Below are 16,574 nucleotides of genomic sequence, written 5' to 3'. Positions count from 1 at the left end.
AAATCTACTCGAAAAACTTCTTAAAAACTGACTAATAAAATAAACAAAAACTCCCAGACTGGCATATCTGATACGGTCTTCTGCCCGTGCCATGCTTTTTTAAGCAACAACCAACGAGCCTGCACAGGCCTTATCGCAATGTATCTGGGCGCATAACACGCCATCTGTCAAAAAGTTGCCACTGGGTCGCATTTAGCATCTTTGGATGCAGGTCTCCGATTACCCTATCCGTAGCGGCACGAAGACTACCCCAGACTTAGGCAGACTGTCGGCTTTTGTCGCCTGGGCTACGGGGGCGGCACACTAACGTGACTGAAGCCTCCTGTATCAACAGGCCCCGATCCACCGCAATGCGTTGCAGGCAATCGTCAATTTCTGGTGCTTTACACACTGTCTTATGCCCTGTTCCCTGCTCTATCAGGCTGACAGTCGGCCCCGTATAAGGCAGCGGTGCAACAGTGTAATGCCATACACGATCTGGCCCGACATCGCGCAATAAAATACCTTGCTGCGTCAGGATCGTGAGGTTCCGTTGTAGGGAACTCAGTCTGGGCGCGCGATCTTCCACCATGCTGAGAAGAGTTTTCCATATTGTAAATGCTGTTACACCATTGCCTGCCTGCAAACACCCATGCAGCACAAGACTACGCAAAGGAGTCACCTTAACCCCCACTTGCAGACAACGTTTTTGCAAAGCATCAAACCGTGTCTGGTCCGCGCCCATGCCCTGCCGAAGCTGCGGACGCGCTCTTTCCTGTACATAAAACACCATTATAAAAACGGTGATTTTTTCAAGTATAGAGAAATCATGGCTTACATGGCCCTCCATGTTTTGTTGTGGCATGTGGTTTCCAAAAATCCTGACATGCTGGCCATGACAGAAGATCACCCACACCCAACCCATAGGCATTACAGCCCGAAAATCCTACGCCTCGAAAGACCGTTCAAAGCGGTCTCTCATGCCTACAAAATCACCTCAGAAAGAGAGAAAATTGACAAAAACCTATATTTTTCCATTCAAAAACATGAAAGGACGCGCATATTTTTATTCTGCAACCATATCATGGATGATGATATAGCACCCCATTCCTTAATTGCGAATTAGTATCAGTGTTAATAATTCCCAATGTTGGAAGATGCCAATTGCTTCACAAAATCAAACACCATAGATAATGCGAAACATTCGCATTATTGGAAGTACAATGCCACACCGCCACAGTATTACGCGCATCTGTTCCGCGTCATTTCTCGTCGGGTGCCTTTCAGGCACAGCCATAACGCACTGCGCTTATGCCGCCACACCCAGCACGGACACCAAAATCCTTGCAGGCAAAAGCCCCCCACCTGCCAAACCACTGCATGCAGCAAACAGCACCACACAGGCCGCAGCACCCACCAAGGCACAACAGCAGACTGATGATAAAAGCCATGTCACAGTCTGGGGCAAAGGGCATGCCGCCTTGACCGGGCGCTCCCCCAACCGGAAATATACCGCATCCTTGCTGGATACACCGCGCTCCATCTCCGTGGTGACACAGGAGCAGATGAAGCTGGTCAACGCGACATCGTTCGAAGAAGCAATGCGAACGGTGCCTGGCGTCAGCTTTCGTGGGGGGGACGCCTACGCTATTCCCGGTGGCAACTACCCTGTTATTCGCGGCTTTGGTTCCTACAGCAACATGTTCATTGATGGACTGCGGGACAGTGGTGTGAGCCAGCGCGAAGTGTTTGATGTTGAAGAAATGGAAGTCCTTAAAGGCCCTGGGTCGGTCTATGGTGGCCGGGGTGGCTTGGGCGGGCAGATCAACATTACCTCTAAAAAAGCACAGCTTGGCAATCTGACATCCGGGCAGATCGGCTTTGGCACGGCCGCCTACAAGCGGGGCACGATAGATGTTAACCGGCAGATCGGTTCCTCCACCGCCGTGCGCCTGAACGCTATGGGGGCTGATGGAGATACTGCGGGCCGCGAACCTATCGGAGCCCATAAATGGGGTGTCGCACCGTCCATTTCCTTTGGTTTAGGCACGCCAACCCGCCTGACACTCGGATATTATCACCTCTATTCCTCCGGTATGCCGGACTATTCCGCCCCCTATAGCAAGACCACGCACGAGCCCCTTGCTATCCCCCGTCATACAGTATTGGGCCTTGCCAACAGGGATTTTGAGCACAGCACAACAGACCTCGGGCAGGTTATCCTTGAACGTGATCTGTGGGGAGACTTTGTCTTTCGCAACACCTTGCAGTGGACAAGCACGCAATACGACTACATTGCGACCAACCCACAGTGGCAAAGCACATCGCCTGCAAACCAGAATATTCTGCTCGAAGCAAAGTCTGGCCGGTTCCACACCGACAACTTTCAGGAACAGGCTATGGTGTCGGGCACGTTCAACACCGGCTTTATTCACCACTCCATCAATACAGGTATTGAACTTTCCAGAGAGCGCCTGACAAGAAACGAATATTATGTTGTCGATTCCACGGGCCACAACATGCGCAATGGTGGATCGTGCTCTGTTGCGTATAACTGTGTCAGTACCACCAATATGGGTAGCTGGAGCCCCTATAGCCCGTGGACAGGCTCTTATTCCCTGGGGGAACCCGGCATAGCGCCACTCAACACCAATGTGACAACTGGGTCGGCCTACGCGTTTGATACCATGAGCATGTTCGACAACCGCCTGCTCATTAACGGCGGGGTACGGTTTGACCGCTTTATGACATCCGCTGTGCAGGGTAATCTGGGGTTAAGCAACAATCAGAGCTTTATCAACTATCAGGCGGGTGCGGTTTACAAACCTATCAAGCCTGTCAGCATCTATTTCTCCTACGCGACTGCGTCCAACCCGGTTGGGGTGGATGCCGGGGCAGATGGGCAGATTGCCCTTTCAACCGCCAACAACAAACTTGCCCCGCAAAATGGCCGGAATATAGAGGTCGGGGCCAAAGCCGAGTTCTTTAATGGCCGCTTTTCCATTACCGGCTCCCTGTTTGATGGAAAGATGACCAACGCACAGGTGTCCGATGGTTACGGCAACCAGATCAACGCAGGTACCCAGCGTGTGCGGGGAGCAGAAATTAATGTGGCAGGCAATATTACCCCACGATGGGAGATGTTTGGCGGCTGGACCTATCTGGACAGCACCGTGCTGGACGGCGGACCGACCCATGCCAATGTTGGCAAGCGCTTCCCCTACACGCCCGGTAATTCAATAGCGCTCTGGAGCACATATAAAATCCTGCCCCATTTCAAAGCCGGCGGTGGTCTGACGTACATGAGCAAGCGCTATACCAATGTCAGCAATTCCACCTGGGTACCGTCTTATGTGCGCCTGGACATGGTTGCCGACTACCAGATAACCCCAATGCTGGACTTGCAGGCCAACCTGCAAAACCTGACAGATAAACGCTACTATGACCGCGTTTATACCAACTACGCCCGCATTGCAGCCGGGCGCGCAGTAACATTCCAGCTTACTTTCAAGATGTAAGCCCAGCGGCACTCGGCAACCAGACTTCGCACCGTAAACCCGGTGCGTTGTCCAAAAGCCGGATAGACCCACCATGCAGCCGGACAATGGCTCTGACCATGCTCAGACCCAGTCCGGCCCCCGGCACAGAACGGCTACGATCCAGCCTGACCATTTTCTCAAACACATGCTCACGCTCATGGGCTGGAATACCCAACCCATTGTCTGCCACCACCAGTCTGACCATTCCATTTTTGATATCATAAGAAAGAGAAATGCTTTTTCCTTCCTGACAATGGTTTGATGCATTTTCAAGCAGATTAGCCAGCATTTGCACAAGCAGAACTCTGTTCCCTGCAACATAGGCAGCCTTGTGCGGCAAAGTCAGTGTAAATTTCTGCTCCTTATCTTCAAAAACAGGTCTGTATAATTCGGCAAGTGTTATCAGCAGATCAGAAACATCAAGAGTTTGGACATCTGGCACCCTATCGTCAGCTTCTATCTGTGCCAGTTTCAACAGGGATGAAAAAATTTCCAACGCGTCCTGCAAATTTTCTTTTGCCCGAACAAGAATGTCCTCCTGCCTGGGGGACAAGTCAGACTGCTCCAGGTCATCCAACTGCTGACCCAAATGTGCCAGAGGCCGCCGCATGTCGTGGGCAATATCATCCGTAACCTGACTGATACTGGCAATCAGGTTTTCATTGCGTTCCAGCATGGCATTCAGGCTGCTGGCCAGATGGTCAAATTCATCATTCCCCGCTTTCAGGGGGAGCCTACGTGACATATCGCCCCGCATGATATCACGTGCTGTTTCGCTGATGGTTTCGATCTTGCCCAACACCAGCCTGCTCAGCAACCAACCACCGCCAACACCAATAATAACAAACCCAACCGCACTCCAAGCCAGCATGAACCACAGGTCGTGCCGCAGGGTTTGCACAGGCTCGGCATCGATCCCGACAAACAGGTACCCACCATCCTGCAAAGCCACCCCATACCCGATAACGGGCCGCCGATCGGGAGGGAGAGAGCGATGGGTCCATGACAGGGTACGCCAGCCTGCAACAGGCCGCAAATGCAGCATATTGCCAACGACCACATGCTGGCCTGCATCCTGCAACAGGTAATAAAAACCCGGCTCATGCTGGACAAGTTCATGCACAACGGGCTGTAAATGCGCGACATCGGGAATATTCGCATCGGACAGGGCCTCATCCCGCTCATTCGCCACTGCATGCCGCATCTGCTGGGACAGAAGGCTGAAACTGCGATAACCCGACAACGCCATGACTGTCATGCCGCTGAGCACAAAGCACCCGGCAAACATGGCAATGATACGGAAAGAAGAACTCCGCAACACAGAAAGACGATGAGGAGATGCCGCCGTATTCCGTGCCATTCTAGGGATGCCGCAACATATAACCCCGGCCCTTGATGGTGTGGATCAGGGGTGGGGCGTCCCGCCCCAAGCGTTCACGCAAACGGCTGACGTGGGTTTCGACCAGATTGGTGCGCACTGGAAAATCCAGCCCCCAGACAGCCTGCAACAGCATCTCGCGCGACAGCACGACCAGAGGGTTTTTCATAAAATACTCGAGCAGCTTCATTTCCTGGGGCTGAATATACAGCTTTTCCCCTGCCCGGCGGACTTCCCGCGTTAAAAGATCAACCTCCACATCCGCAAAGACAAGGCGTACGTCATTCCCCGGCTCCTTGGTGCGGCGCAGCAGGCTTTCTATGCGTGCGGACAGTTCCGTTAGGGCAAAGGGTTTAACAAGGTAGTCGTCCCCTCCGCTACGCAGCCCGCTCACGCGGTCGTGGATGCCATCCATGGTGGTCAGGAACAGGACAGGGGTTTGGATGTTGTCTGCCCGCATCGTGGTCAGGATTGTCAGCCCATCAAGCCCTGGCAGGCGTCGGTCCAGCACAATACAGTCCCAGGGTTGCGCCATGGCCAACGCCTGCCCCTGCGTACCGTCCGCCACGGCTGTGATGCGAATATGGGAATGCTCAAAAAAACGTTGGATATAGGCTGCGGTGCTGGCGTCGTCCTCAACCAGCAGGACGTGGGCAGGCTCAGGCATCATTTCAGTCTTCATAACAGGACCCGACACAGCATACCTTGTGGGTCCCTTCCCTGTGGGCAGGATAGGGCACAGAGCAGTTCTCTTGGGCAATACCCCTGTTGGGGTTCCAGTTCAAACAGAATGCGGACATTGGCCCATCAGACTGCCTGCATCCACCTGCCGTCATTCCGGCGCTTATCCACAGATTCTGCGGATGGCTTGGTGGGTAAGGGTGTGGATGAAATTCCAAACCCCGTAACAACCGCGGCAGGCGGCACGGGGGCGGCATAACAGCCTGCCCCCTGCGCAGCCTTGCCTGACGTGTCAGACCGCGGCCTCTGGCTCCGGGTTCAGGCGATAGCCGCCCCCTTCTGTCACCAGCAGCGATGCATGGGCCGGATCGGGCTCGATCTTCTGGCGCAGGCGGTAAATATGGGTTTCCAGCGTGTGGGTGGTTACGGCCGCGTTATAGCCCCACACCTCGTTCAGCAGCACCTGACGGGGCACCGGGCGGGTGCCCGCGCGGTACAGGAACTTGAGGATTGCCGTTTCCTTTTCCGTCAAACGGATACGGCGGTTTCTCTGCGGTTCCTGCAGCAGCTTGGCGGACGGGCGGAAAGTATATGGCCCGATGGAAAAAACAGCGTCCTCGCTGTTTTCAAACAGCCGCAACTGGGCGCGCAATCTGGCCAGCAGTTCAGCAATGCGGAAGGGCTTGGCGACATAGTCGTTGGCCCCGGCATCCAGCCCACGGACAATATCCGCTTCATCATCAGAGCCGGTCAGCATGATCACCGGCATACGCAGGCCTTCGCGCCGCAGTTCGGCACAGAAGTCACGCCCGTCGCCGTCGGGCAGGCTAACGTCAAGCAGCACGGCATCGCAGCGCGCATCAGCGGCCTTGATTGTCTGCCGGGCTTCTTCAAGCGTTGCGGACTCCAGTACCTGAAACTCGCCTTCAAGCTGTAATTGCTCCGCCAATGTCTTGCGGATTACCTGATCGTCATCAACAATCAAAATAGGGCGTGCACCCGTCATGGAGTCCATCTCCTTGTGTCAGCCTTTGCTACTCTGGCTACCAAACCTGTTGTATTCACCGCGCTACGAATCGTCTCGGCTCCGGCCATGAATGAGCATGATACGCCAGCAGCACAAGAACACCATAAACAGGGGCAGGATGGCACATGATGATACACCTCTTCCATGAGGCAGGCAGTGGCCCATATGCACGACTGCATTGCGGACACAAAGTCATGAGGGCCGTCATAGGCCGCAACGGCCTGACCACCCGCAAGCAGGAAGGAGACCTGTGCACCCCTGTTGGCACGTTTGCGCTCCGCCAGGTTTATTTTCGGGCAGACCGCCTGCCTGCCCCCCGTACCAGCCTGCCTCTTGCCGCACTTTCCCCCCATGATGGCTGGTGCGATGACCCGCACAGCCCCCTGTATAACCAGCTTGTCCACCTGCCCTGCCCCGACCGGCATGAAGAGCTGTGGAAAGCCGACAGCATCTACGACCTGATTGTTGTTATCGGCTATAACGATGATCCAGCACGCCCCGGTGCAGGCTCCGCCATTTTCATGCACCTGCAACGGCCCAACCTTTCCCCTACGGAAGGCTGTGTCGCGCTGGAGAAAGCTGACCTGCTGCATGTACTGCAGGCCGGAGCCAAGGCCATTACCATCCACCCGTAAGCCTGTCAGGCACGACTATCGGGTGCGGTTCGGGCTGCGCCTTCGGGTGCCATCAGGCCAACGGCAATATAACCGGGCCAGAGTGGCGGGGGCACATCATCCTCAGCAGATAGCACGGTAATGGACACACCTTTCTGGATGACAAGGAAAATCAGGAACCCGCTTTCCTCGCTCAAAAGGTCCAGCCGGTTCGCCTCTGTGATCTCGTGCGCCACAAAAAACCAGCCCTGATTGACCAGAAGGTCCAGCACCGTGAAGTTCCAGCCCGGCTGCCCCAGCACCTTGCCCCGGGCCTCACGGCTCAGACCACGGTACTGGTCCAGCCGCGCAATACCGGGGCTGACCTGATACACCCTCTGCCGCCCAAAATGCGGAGCCAGATGGGCACAGACCAGACCGTTGTAAATGCCATCCGGCGTGGCGGAGATCAGATAATCGGCAGGTCTTTCCTCAAGGCTCTCCGCCCCTTCCTCCGACAGCACTTCGGCACAGAGTACCGGCACGCCCGCCCTTTCCGCCCGACGCAGGTCCTGCTGGGAGCTATCCACCAGCAGCACAGGCACATCCAGCCCATGCACAGCTATGGCAAGCTGGGTGGACCACTCACTGGCCCCGACAATGGCCAAGGATGGCTGATTGGACAGGGTCAGGTGCAACCTGCGCCCCAGCGGCACAAGCGAGAAACCATGCAGGATCATGGTGGCTGCAATAACTGCAAACACTGCGGGCATAACCTGTGCCGCACCGGGGTAACCTGCGTCCTCAAGCCGTATCCCGGCCATACCGGCCACTGCAGCGGCGACGATACCGCGCGGGGCAATCCAGCCGACAAAGGCGCGCTCCGCCCAGCTCAGGCTGGACCCCATCGTGGCCAGCCAGATCCCGACCGGCCTGACCAGAAACAGCACAGCCAGCGTCAGCCCGCCGATGGACCATGACAGAGCCGTCAGTTCAGCGCGCTGGAGGTCGGCTGTCAGCAGCACGAACAGGATGGAGACAATCAGCACCACCAGCGATTCTTTCATGCGCTGGAGTTCCGCCATGCCCGGAATACGCAGGTTGACCAGCCCCATGCCAAACACGGTCGAGGCAATAAGCCCTGCGCCATCCATGCTCAGTGTCCCCACCACAAACAAGGCCAGCGCCAGCGTGATGAGAAATGGCATCTTGAGGAACTCTGGCAGCAGGTCACGCACGCACAGCCAGCGCACCCCCCAGGCTGCGCCAAGGCCCAGCCCTGCCATCATCACCGCGCTGACCAGCATATGCGGCAGCATGGACGCAAAGAACGTGCCAGACCCCTCGCCCGGCTGCATCAGCAGCACCTCCAGCACCAGAGTGGCCAGAATGGCGCCCACAGGGTCGTTCAGAATAGCCTCCCACCGCAGGAAGGCCGCAATACGGGGTTTGAGCTTGCCGTGCCGCAAGAGGGGCAGCACCACCGTCGGGCCAGTCACCACCACGATGGAACCAAAAAGAAAAGCAGGCCCCCACCCCATACCCCCAATGTAATGGGCGGCAATGCTGCCAAGCAGCAGGTTGATGGGCAACGCCACCAGGGTCAGGCGCACAACGCCCTCCCCCGCCTCCTTCAGTTGCCTGAAGTCCAGCACCAGCCCGCCTTCAAACACGATCAACGCCACGGCGAGGGAAACGAGAGGGTGAAAGGCGCTGCCCAGCATTTCAGACGGGTGCATAATACGCAGCCCAGGGCCAAACAGCAGCCCCAAAGCAAACAGCAGCACAATAGCGGGCAGGCGGAAACGCCACGCCACCCACTGGGCCAGCATGCTGGCCCCCAGCACGAGGAAAACGAAAAGAATTACGCTATCAGCCATATCACCCATCTCACGCCCGCGGGTGCATGCCCGACGGACGACCATGATGGGGAGAGCGGGGAATTTGTCGAGTGCTCTTTCCCCACCTCACGCCTTGCTTATGACTCGGCGCGCTCCATCACGGCTGCAAAAAAGCCGTCCGTGCCGTCACGCGCCGGGGTCAACGCCACCATATCGCGCTCACGCAGGGCTTCGGGCATGAAAGGCGAAAGCGAAGGCACAAGACTGAACTGCGGGTTACGGCCCAGGAAAGCCTGCACCTGATCAGCATTTTCAGCCCGGAGGAGAGAGCACGTGGCATACACCAGCCGCCCACCAGGCCGAACCAGCGTTGCCGCACGGTCCAGAATGGCAGCCTGCTTGACCAGAAGCTCTTCCAGATCGGTTTGCGTGGTACGCACACGGGCATCAGGGTTGCGCCGCCATGTGCCAGTGCCACTACACGGGGCATCCACCAGCACCCGGTCGAACGACCCGGAGCGCCGCTTGGCCCACCTGTCGCCTTCGACCAGCAGATGCCGCTCCACATTATGTACACCCGCCCGGCGCAGGCGTTTGACCGCCCCTTCCAGCCGGGGTTCGGACACGTCACACGCGACGACATGCCCTTTGTTTTCCATCATCATGGCCATGGCAAGGGTCTTGCCACCTGCGCCCGCACAGTAATCCAGCACCCGCATGCCCGGCTCAACGCCGGTAATGGCGGCAACAAGCTGGCTGCCTTCGTCCTGAATTTCCACCAGCCCTTCACGGAAGGCCGCGCTGGCTGTCACAGGCTGGCGCCCTTCCAGCCGCAGGCCCCAGGGGGACAGTGTGGTATCTTCAGCATGCAGCCCCTCCCGCGCGAGGGAACGGCTGGCTTCTGTCCGGGTAGACCGCAGAATGTTCACCCGCAGGTCCAACGGGGCGGAGGTAGACAGGGCTTCAAGCTCCCGTTCCACATCCTTGCCAAACGTATCTTCCAGACGAACGAGCAGCCATTCTGGCACTTCCAGCACCACTGCACGCGGCATTGCGGGGGAAACCAGCTCCTGCCCGTCCAGTGCCGCCAATGCGGCCTGTTCCGCCGGGCTGAGTTTGCCCGCAGCAAAACGGCCACCCACGTACAGAAAGGCTACGTCCTGCACGCTCATGCCATCAAACAGCAATTGCGCGCCTGCCAGCAGGCGCGGTGTGGGCCTTTGGCCCTGCTGCGCCAGCCACCAGCCCAGCCTGCGCCAGCCCCGCATGACATCCCACACCAGAGCTGAAATGGCGCGCCTGTCGCCACCACCGATGTAACGCCGTTCACGAAAAAAACTATTGGCTATGGCATCGGCCGGTTTACGCGGCGCGGCCTCCATGGCCGCCAGCAGGTCGATGCTGGCGGAAAGCCTGGCGGAAGGTGTCATGCTACGGGTCAGTCCTGGCGGTAGTTCGGCGCTTCGCGCGTGATCGAGACATCGTGGACATGGCTTTCACGCAGCCCTGCCCCGGTAATGCGCCGGAAACGGGCACGTGTCTGCAGGTCCGTAATCTCGCGCGAGCCTGTATAGCCCATACCGGCCTTTAACCCGCCAACAAGCTGATGCACAACAGCGGCCATGCTGCCCTTGTACGGCACCCGGCCTTCAATCCCTTCTGGCACGAGCTTGAGCGCGTCCTTGACTTCCTGCTGGAAGTAGCGGTCTGCCGAACCACGGGCCATAGCGCCAAGGCTGCCCATGCCACGGTAGGATTTGTAAGAACGACCCTGATACAGGAACACCTCACCCGGTGCTTCGTCCGTGCCTGCCAGAAGCGAGCCGATCATGACCACATCGGCCCCGGCACCAATGGCTTTCACAATATCGCCCGAGGTGCGGATACCGCCATCGGCCACGCAGCGCACATCCAGTTCCTTACAGGCCTGCGCTGTTTCCAGCACGGCGGAGAACTGCGGCACGCCAACACCTGCGACAATACGCGTGGTGCAGATGGAGCCCGGACCAATGCCGATTTTAATGCAGTCAGCCCCGGCCTTGGCCAGTGCCTGTGCGGCTTCCGGCGTTGCCACGTTGCCCGCCATGATCTGGATGTTGGGGTCAAGCGCCTTAAGCCGCGCAACGGCATCCAGCACACCGGCGGAATGACCGTGGGCCGTGTCCACCACTAGCACGTCCACACCGGCTTCGATCAGCAGCTTTGCCCGGCTGAAGCCTTCTTCACCCACACCGGTCGCTGCGGCGCAACGCAGGCGGCCCATGCTGTCCTTGATGGCCAGCGGGTGAGCAACGGCCTTGTCCATGTCCTTGACGGTCACGATGCCAATGCAGCGGTTGGCGTCATCAACCACCAACAGTTTTTCAATACGGTGCTTGTGCAGCAGCTGGCGGGCTGTGTCGGCATCCACCCCGTTACGAACGGTCACGAGGCGGTCGCGGGTCATAAGTTCCGACACGCGCTGGTTAAGATCGTTGGCAAAGCGGACATCACGGTTGGTCAGGATACCAACCAGTTCCTGCGACCCCGGCTCCACCACAGGCAGGCCGCTGATACCATGACGGCTCATGATCTCGCGCACTTCGGCCAGGGTCTGGTCCGGCCCGACTGTCACCGGGTTGACCACCATGCCGGATTCGAAGCGCTTGACGCGCCGCACGTGCTCGGCCTGCACTTCGGGGGTGAGGTTTTTATGAATGACGCCAAGGCCACCCTGCTGGGCCATGGCAATGGCCATCCGCTCTTCCGAGACGGTGTCCATAGCCGAGGAAATCAGCGGAATATTCAGCTCAATCGAGCGGGTCAGACGGGTACGCACCGTTGTCTGGCTGGGCACGACATCCGATGCATCCGGCACGACAAGTACGTCGTCAAAAGCCAGAGCTTCTGTGACACGGCTATAAGGGGAAGGAGTCATGCAACGGGCACCTTTGCTATAACACGGTAAAGGCAGGCCAACCCGATAGCAACGCACCGTGCCGCAGGCCACCAGACCATTGGCGGTTCCCCTTACGATGTTGACCTAACGAACGCAAGCATTCTGCCGCATTGACATCATGTTTTTATACTTTTGGCTGCCATGCGTGCCTGAAACCACGGGATCATGCGGCTGATGGCGTCCTGCACCCGGTCGGTGGAGGCAGCAAAGCTGAAGCGAATGTAAAACCGCCCATCAACGGGGTCAAAATCAAGCCCCGGTGCGGTGGCAACGCCCGTATCACACAGCAGGTCACGGCAGAATGTCAGGCTGTCATCGCTCAGATGGCGGATATCGGCATAGATGTAAAAAGCCCCATCCGGCGGGGCAATATGGGCCAGCCCCATAGCGGGCAAGGCCTTGAGGAACAGGTCGCGGTTGGTGCGATACGTGGCCACATGACCCTGCAGCTCTTCCTCACACTCAAAAGCCGCCAGGGCTGCGTGCTGGCTCAGGGCGGAGGGCGGCAGAAACAGGTTGCCCATCCGCGCCCGTGCGGCACCGACCAGTTTTTCCGGCACGACCAGCCAGCCCAGACGCCATGGCGCCATGGAAAAATATTTGGAGAAACTGTTAATAATCAAGGCATCTGGCGCATATTCCAGCATGGTACGCGCAGGCGTTGTGTAGCTTAGCCCGTGATAGATTTCGTCTGAGATAATGCTGATACCGCGCTCCTGGCAGACCCTGGCAATGTCCTCCAGCTCCGCCCCCGACAGGATTGTGCCCGTCGGGTTGGCGGGACTCGCCACAATCACCCCCGCAGGGGCCGGGTCCAAGACTGCAAGCTGCCCGGCTGTCAGTTGGAAGCGCTCCGCAGGCCCACAGGCAATTTCAACGGGCTGAATATGCAGTGTTCGCAAGGTGTTGCGGTAGGCAACATAACCCGGCCGCGCCAGCGCCACACGCTGGCCAGGCACAAACTGCGTGCAGAAAGCCAGCACCAGAGCCGCAGAAGCCCCGCATGTCAGCACAATGCGCTCAGGCGCTACGCTAACCCCATAAGCCGTTGCGTAATGCGCAGCGATACGGACCTTAAGGGCCTCGCTCTCCCAATACCCCATGGGGTCAGTGTCGAGAACATGGTGCGCCCGGGCAAGCGCCGCACGGGGGGCCGGGGTGGAGGGCTGGCCAAATTCCAGATGGATGACCGAACGGCCGTCCTGCTCAAGCTGGTGGGCCAGCGCGCTGATGGAAATGGCGTGGAAAGGATCAATCTCAGGAATGGGCATAGGGCATGGCCGTGCTGCTGTGGACAGGCCCAATCCTTACTGCCCCCTCCCGCCCATGGCCAGTGCCGTCAGAGCGCCGTCGTATTATCCAGCCGCACGCTGCGCCTGCGGGGCAGAGCATGCTGCATGGCCTGTTTCCTGACACTCTGCAGGGAGGGATGCGGCAGATCACCATGCCGTTCCCATACATGCAGCAACGTTGCCCGCCACCGCTCCCTGACTGCCTCGCGCCAGCTTTCCTGCGGAAGCGACTGGACCTGCCGGGTTTTATGGAATGCGTTCATGTGCTCCCGCCTCCTGTTGCGGGCGGGCTGACCTTAGCGCCAAAAGCGGCAAACGCACGTGATACTTTTGTGAACGAACATGGCGAAATTCTGACACTTTTTTCGCCTTTCCACACCACCCTAAGCCATGGCCCAGGGCGCTGACAGCCGCCGTATAACGACGGCCCACAGAGCACCGCCCCGCGGCCCGCATGGAGCCAGACACGCTCTTACACAACGCCCTCCGCCCTCAAGGCAACGCCCCTGTGACGGCGGCAAAAACCACCTCAATCTGGCTGACGTCTATTTTCCTGTTTGATTACATACGCCAGCATACCATAATTCAGGGCATGATCCGTGCGTTTTTGCTGTTCACCCTGATCGGGTTGCCACTGCTGCCCCCCTGCGCCGCATATGGCGCGCCCCCTGCCCCCAACGCCCCTGCCAACCCGGCCGTAGGGGGCACACTCCGGGTTGTGACAGAGGCCTCGGCAGGTACGCTGGACCCGCAGATCGCTTACGTGGCCGTGACAAAGGTGTTTGAAACCCCGGTCTATGACACGCTGCTGACCTACCCCAAATTTGCTGGGCAGGACGCCCAGGCCGTTATTGCCAATCTGGCGGAAGCGGTGCCTGCGCCAGAAGATGGGGGGCTGACCTATCGGCTGACCCTGCGCAAGGGCATCCGTTTTTCCAACGGTCAGCCCGTTACCGTGGCGGATGTCGCAGCCTCCTTCCGGCGGATGTTTGCCGTGGGCAGCCCGACTGCGGGCCCCTATTACAGCCATATCCAGGGGGCACAGGCCTGCCTGAAAGACCCTGCCCACTGCACCCTGGCAGGCGGTATTGAAACCGATGCCCAGACAAGGCGCATCACCTTCCATCTGAGCAGCCCGGACCCGGAGTTTCCCGAACGGCTGGCCTGGATCCATTCCTCCATCCTGCCCGCCAGCACCCCGGCCCATGACATGGGCAACACGCCCATCCCCGGCACCGGGCCTTATCTGATCGCGGAGTATGACCCCACCACCCGGCTGCAACTGGCACGCAACCCGTATTTTGAGGAATGGTCTCATGACGCCCAGCCCGCAGGCTACACCGACCATATCCTTGTAACCTTCGGGCTGGACAGGGAGGCCCAGGTCTCGGCGGTGGAGAACGGTCAGGCCGACTGGATGTATGAAAACGTGCCGCTTGACCGCCTGGGAGAAATTGGCAGCCGTTACGCACAGCAGGTCCATATCTACCGGCTGCTGCTCTATTACTTCGCCATGCTGAATGTGAACGAGCCGCCCTTTAATTCCCTCGCGGCGCGTCAGGCGCTCAACTACGCGGTCAACCGTCATGCCATGGTCATTTACAGCGGAGGCCCTGCCGTAGCGACCCCACAATGCCAGTTGCTGCCCGAAGGCACACCGGGTTACGAGCCTTTTTGTGACTACACACTTGGGGCCTCCCCCGACCACCCTGCCCGCAACTGGCAAAAGCCCGATATGGAGCAGGCCCGCGCTCTTGTCCGCGCCAGCGGCACGGCAGGGGCAAAGGTGACCATTGTTGTCCCGGCAGAAGGCCGGTCCAGCAACGCGGCGGAAGAACTGCGCGGCACGCTGGAAGCTCTGGGTTATCAGGCATCGGTCCACAGTATCAGCCAGGTGATTCACTTTACCTTTGTGCAGAACACAGACAACAAGGTGCAGATTTCGATTGGTGGCTGGAATGCCGACTACCCCTCCGCCTCCAGCTTTCTGAGCACTCTTTTTTCATGCGAGAATTTTCATCCCCATTCCGATAACTCTCCCAATATGGCAGGTTTCTGCGACCCGGCCATCGACCGGATGATGGACGACGCCGCGCGTCAGGCGCTGGGTGACCGGAGCGCCAGCAACCACCTGTGGGCGCAGGTTGACCGTGCGCTCATGCGTCAGGCCCCTGCCGTCCCTCTGGTGCAGACGCGGCGTGTTGTCCTGTTGTCAAAACGGGTACGCAACGTCATCGTCACCCTTAATGATGAAATCCTGCTTTCCCAGCTTCAGGTCCAATGACAGCCAAGCCCCAAGCCCCCCGCCCGACACCTGGCCCATGGCGTATGGCGCTGTACAGCCTGCGCCGTAACCGCTCGGCCATGCTCTCCCTATCCGTTCTGATCGCCATGATGCTGGCCTGCCTGCTGGCCCCTCTTTATGCCCACAATGTGGCCCATACCGACCCTTTTGTATCCAATGTCGCAGGCACAGTTGTACTGGGCGGGCAGGAAACCGATATTATGCAGCCCAACGACAACCCGCTGCATCTGGGGCTCAGCCCCATCGGCCCGACATGGCGGAGCACCTACCTGCTGGGGGCCGACAGCCAGGGCCGTGATATTGCGGCGCGCCTGCTGTATGGGGGGCGCAATTCGCTGCTTATTTCATCCTGCGCGGCTGTGCTGTGCCTGATCCTGGCCACCATAACCGGCATTGCCGCAGGTTTTTTTGGCGGGGTGGTGGATACCGTGCTGTCACGGCTTATGGACATCATGTGGGCTGTGCCGGTCTATCTATTCGCCATTTCCCTGTCCATCATGACGGTCAGTTCCGGCCTCCGCATTGGCCCGTTTGTCATTGAGGCCAACAATTTACTTATTCCCATTGCCATTATTGCTCTGGTGTATGTGCCCTATGCCGCCCGACCGATACGTGGGCGGGTCATAGCCTTGCGGCAGGCTGAATTTGTGGTGGCGGCCCGCTGTCTGGGCATACCGCGCTGGCGTATTGTGGTGCAGGATATTCTGCCCAACGTGGCCACAACCCTGGTCGTCCTCGGCCCCCTTGTCATGGCCATGGCACTGTTGGCGGAAAGTGCGCTGTCCTTCCTCTCCATTGGGGTGCAGGCTCCTGCGGCCTCGTGGGGGACCATTATCCAGGATGGGGAAGGCCTGATCTACACCCGCCCGATGGTGGCCATTGCCCCCGGTCTTGCCATTGTGGCCGTCGTGCTGGCCCTGAACATTCTGGGCGATGGCCTGCGTGACGCGCTGGACGTGCGCGACACCAGCCGCGCAGAAAGCCCATAGGCGGCCCACCCC

At 58.6% G+C, this 16,574-nt stretch carries 13 protein-coding genes; 4 read left to right on the top strand and 9 right to left on the bottom strand.

Annotated elements, in window-relative coordinates; genetic code table 11:
* Positions 1-256 precede the first annotated feature (256 nt).
* Complete coding sequence (locus FLP30_RS08710) at positions 257-910, bottom strand: Fur family transcriptional regulator (protein WP_149279475.1); 654 nt, start codon at positions 908-910, stop codon at positions 257-259.
* Positions 911-1,202: 292 nt separating this feature from the next.
* On the opposite strand from FLP30_RS08710, the gene FLP30_RS08705 reads away from it, so the two are divergent.
* Positions 1,203-3,497, top strand: coding sequence for a TonB-dependent receptor (locus FLP30_RS08705; RefSeq protein WP_168200075.1), 2,295 nt, complete (start codon positions 1,203-1,205; stop codon positions 3,495-3,497).
* On the opposite strand, the gene FLP30_RS08700 is transcribed toward FLP30_RS08705, so the two are convergent.
* From FLP30_RS08700 to FLP30_RS08690, 3 genes are all read right to left on the bottom strand, one after another.
* Positions 3,487-4,878: a sensor histidine kinase gene (locus FLP30_RS08700; RefSeq protein ID WP_149279473.1), complete on the bottom strand. Its 1,392-nt coding sequence runs from the start codon at positions 4,876-4,878 to the stop codon at positions 3,487-3,489. The two genes, FLP30_RS08705 and FLP30_RS08700, sit on opposite strands and share 11 nt — an antisense overlap.
* A 1-nt stretch (position 4,879) precedes the next feature.
* Positions 4,880-5,578, bottom strand: coding sequence for a response regulator transcription factor (locus FLP30_RS08695; protein ID WP_246856477.1), 699 nt, complete (start codon positions 5,576-5,578; stop codon positions 4,880-4,882).
* A 291-nt stretch (positions 5,579-5,869) separates the two neighbouring features.
* Positions 5,870-6,583: a response regulator transcription factor gene (locus FLP30_RS08690; RefSeq protein ID WP_149279472.1), complete on the bottom strand. Its 714-nt coding sequence runs from the start codon at positions 6,581-6,583 to the stop codon at positions 5,870-5,872.
* A gap of 146 nt (positions 6,584-6,729) precedes the next feature.
* Between FLP30_RS08690 and FLP30_RS08685 the strand changes: the two genes are divergently transcribed.
* Positions 6,730-7,239, top strand: a complete 510-nt coding sequence (locus FLP30_RS08685; RefSeq protein WP_149279471.1) for a L,D-transpeptidase family protein — start codon at positions 6,730-6,732, stop codon at positions 7,237-7,239.
* Positions 7,240-7,244: 5 nt separating this feature from the next.
* On the opposite strand, the gene FLP30_RS08680 is transcribed toward FLP30_RS08685, so the two are convergent.
* The 5 genes from FLP30_RS08680 to FLP30_RS08660 form a co-directional block, all read right to left on the bottom strand.
* On the bottom strand, positions 7,245-9,077 hold the full coding sequence (locus tag FLP30_RS08680; RefSeq protein WP_149279470.1) for a cation:proton antiporter: 1,833 nt from the start codon (positions 9,075-9,077) through the stop codon (positions 7,245-7,247).
* Positions 9,078-9,175: 98 nt separating this feature from the next.
* Positions 9,176-10,468, bottom strand: coding sequence for an RsmB/NOP family class I SAM-dependent RNA methyltransferase (locus tag FLP30_RS08675; protein WP_149279469.1), 1,293 nt, complete (start codon positions 10,466-10,468; stop codon positions 9,176-9,178).
* 8 nt (positions 10,469-10,476) lie between these two features.
* Entirely contained in the window at positions 10,477-11,955 is a 1,479-nt protein-coding gene (gene guaB / locus FLP30_RS08670; RefSeq protein WP_149279468.1) for an IMP dehydrogenase, read from the bottom strand.
* A 137-nt stretch (positions 11,956-12,092) separates the two neighbouring features.
* Positions 12,093-13,247 (bottom strand): aminotransferase class I/II-fold pyridoxal phosphate-dependent enzyme, encoded by a 1,155-nt coding sequence (locus FLP30_RS08665; RefSeq protein WP_149279467.1) that lies wholly within the window; start codon positions 13,245-13,247, stop codon positions 12,093-12,095.
* A 68-nt stretch (positions 13,248-13,315) separates the two neighbouring features.
* Entirely contained in the window at positions 13,316-13,531 is a 216-nt protein-coding gene (locus FLP30_RS08660; protein WP_149279466.1) for a hypothetical protein, read from the bottom strand.
* A 329-nt stretch (positions 13,532-13,860) separates the two neighbouring features.
* Here FLP30_RS08660 and FLP30_RS08655 point away from each other — a divergent pair, with 329 nt between their 5' ends.
* Together FLP30_RS08655 and FLP30_RS08650 are read left to right on the top strand one after the other, a co-directional pair.
* Positions 13,861-15,552, top strand: coding sequence for an ABC transporter substrate-binding protein (locus FLP30_RS08655; protein WP_149280305.1), 1,692 nt, complete (start codon positions 13,861-13,863; stop codon positions 15,550-15,552).
* Positions 15,549-16,562 (top strand): ABC transporter permease, encoded by a 1,014-nt coding sequence (locus tag FLP30_RS08650; protein ID WP_149279465.1) that lies wholly within the window; start codon positions 15,549-15,551, stop codon positions 16,560-16,562. The genes FLP30_RS08655 and FLP30_RS08650 overlap by 4 nt, the downstream gene beginning before the upstream one ends.
* Positions 16,563-16,574: the final 12 nt, after the last annotated feature.

It is taken from the genome of Acetobacter vaccinii (genome assembly GCF_008365315.1).
Lineage (GTDB): Bacteria > Pseudomonadota > Alphaproteobacteria > Acetobacterales > Acetobacteraceae > Acetobacter > Acetobacter vaccinii.
This window is presented reverse-complemented; position numbering and strand designations above follow the sequence as displayed.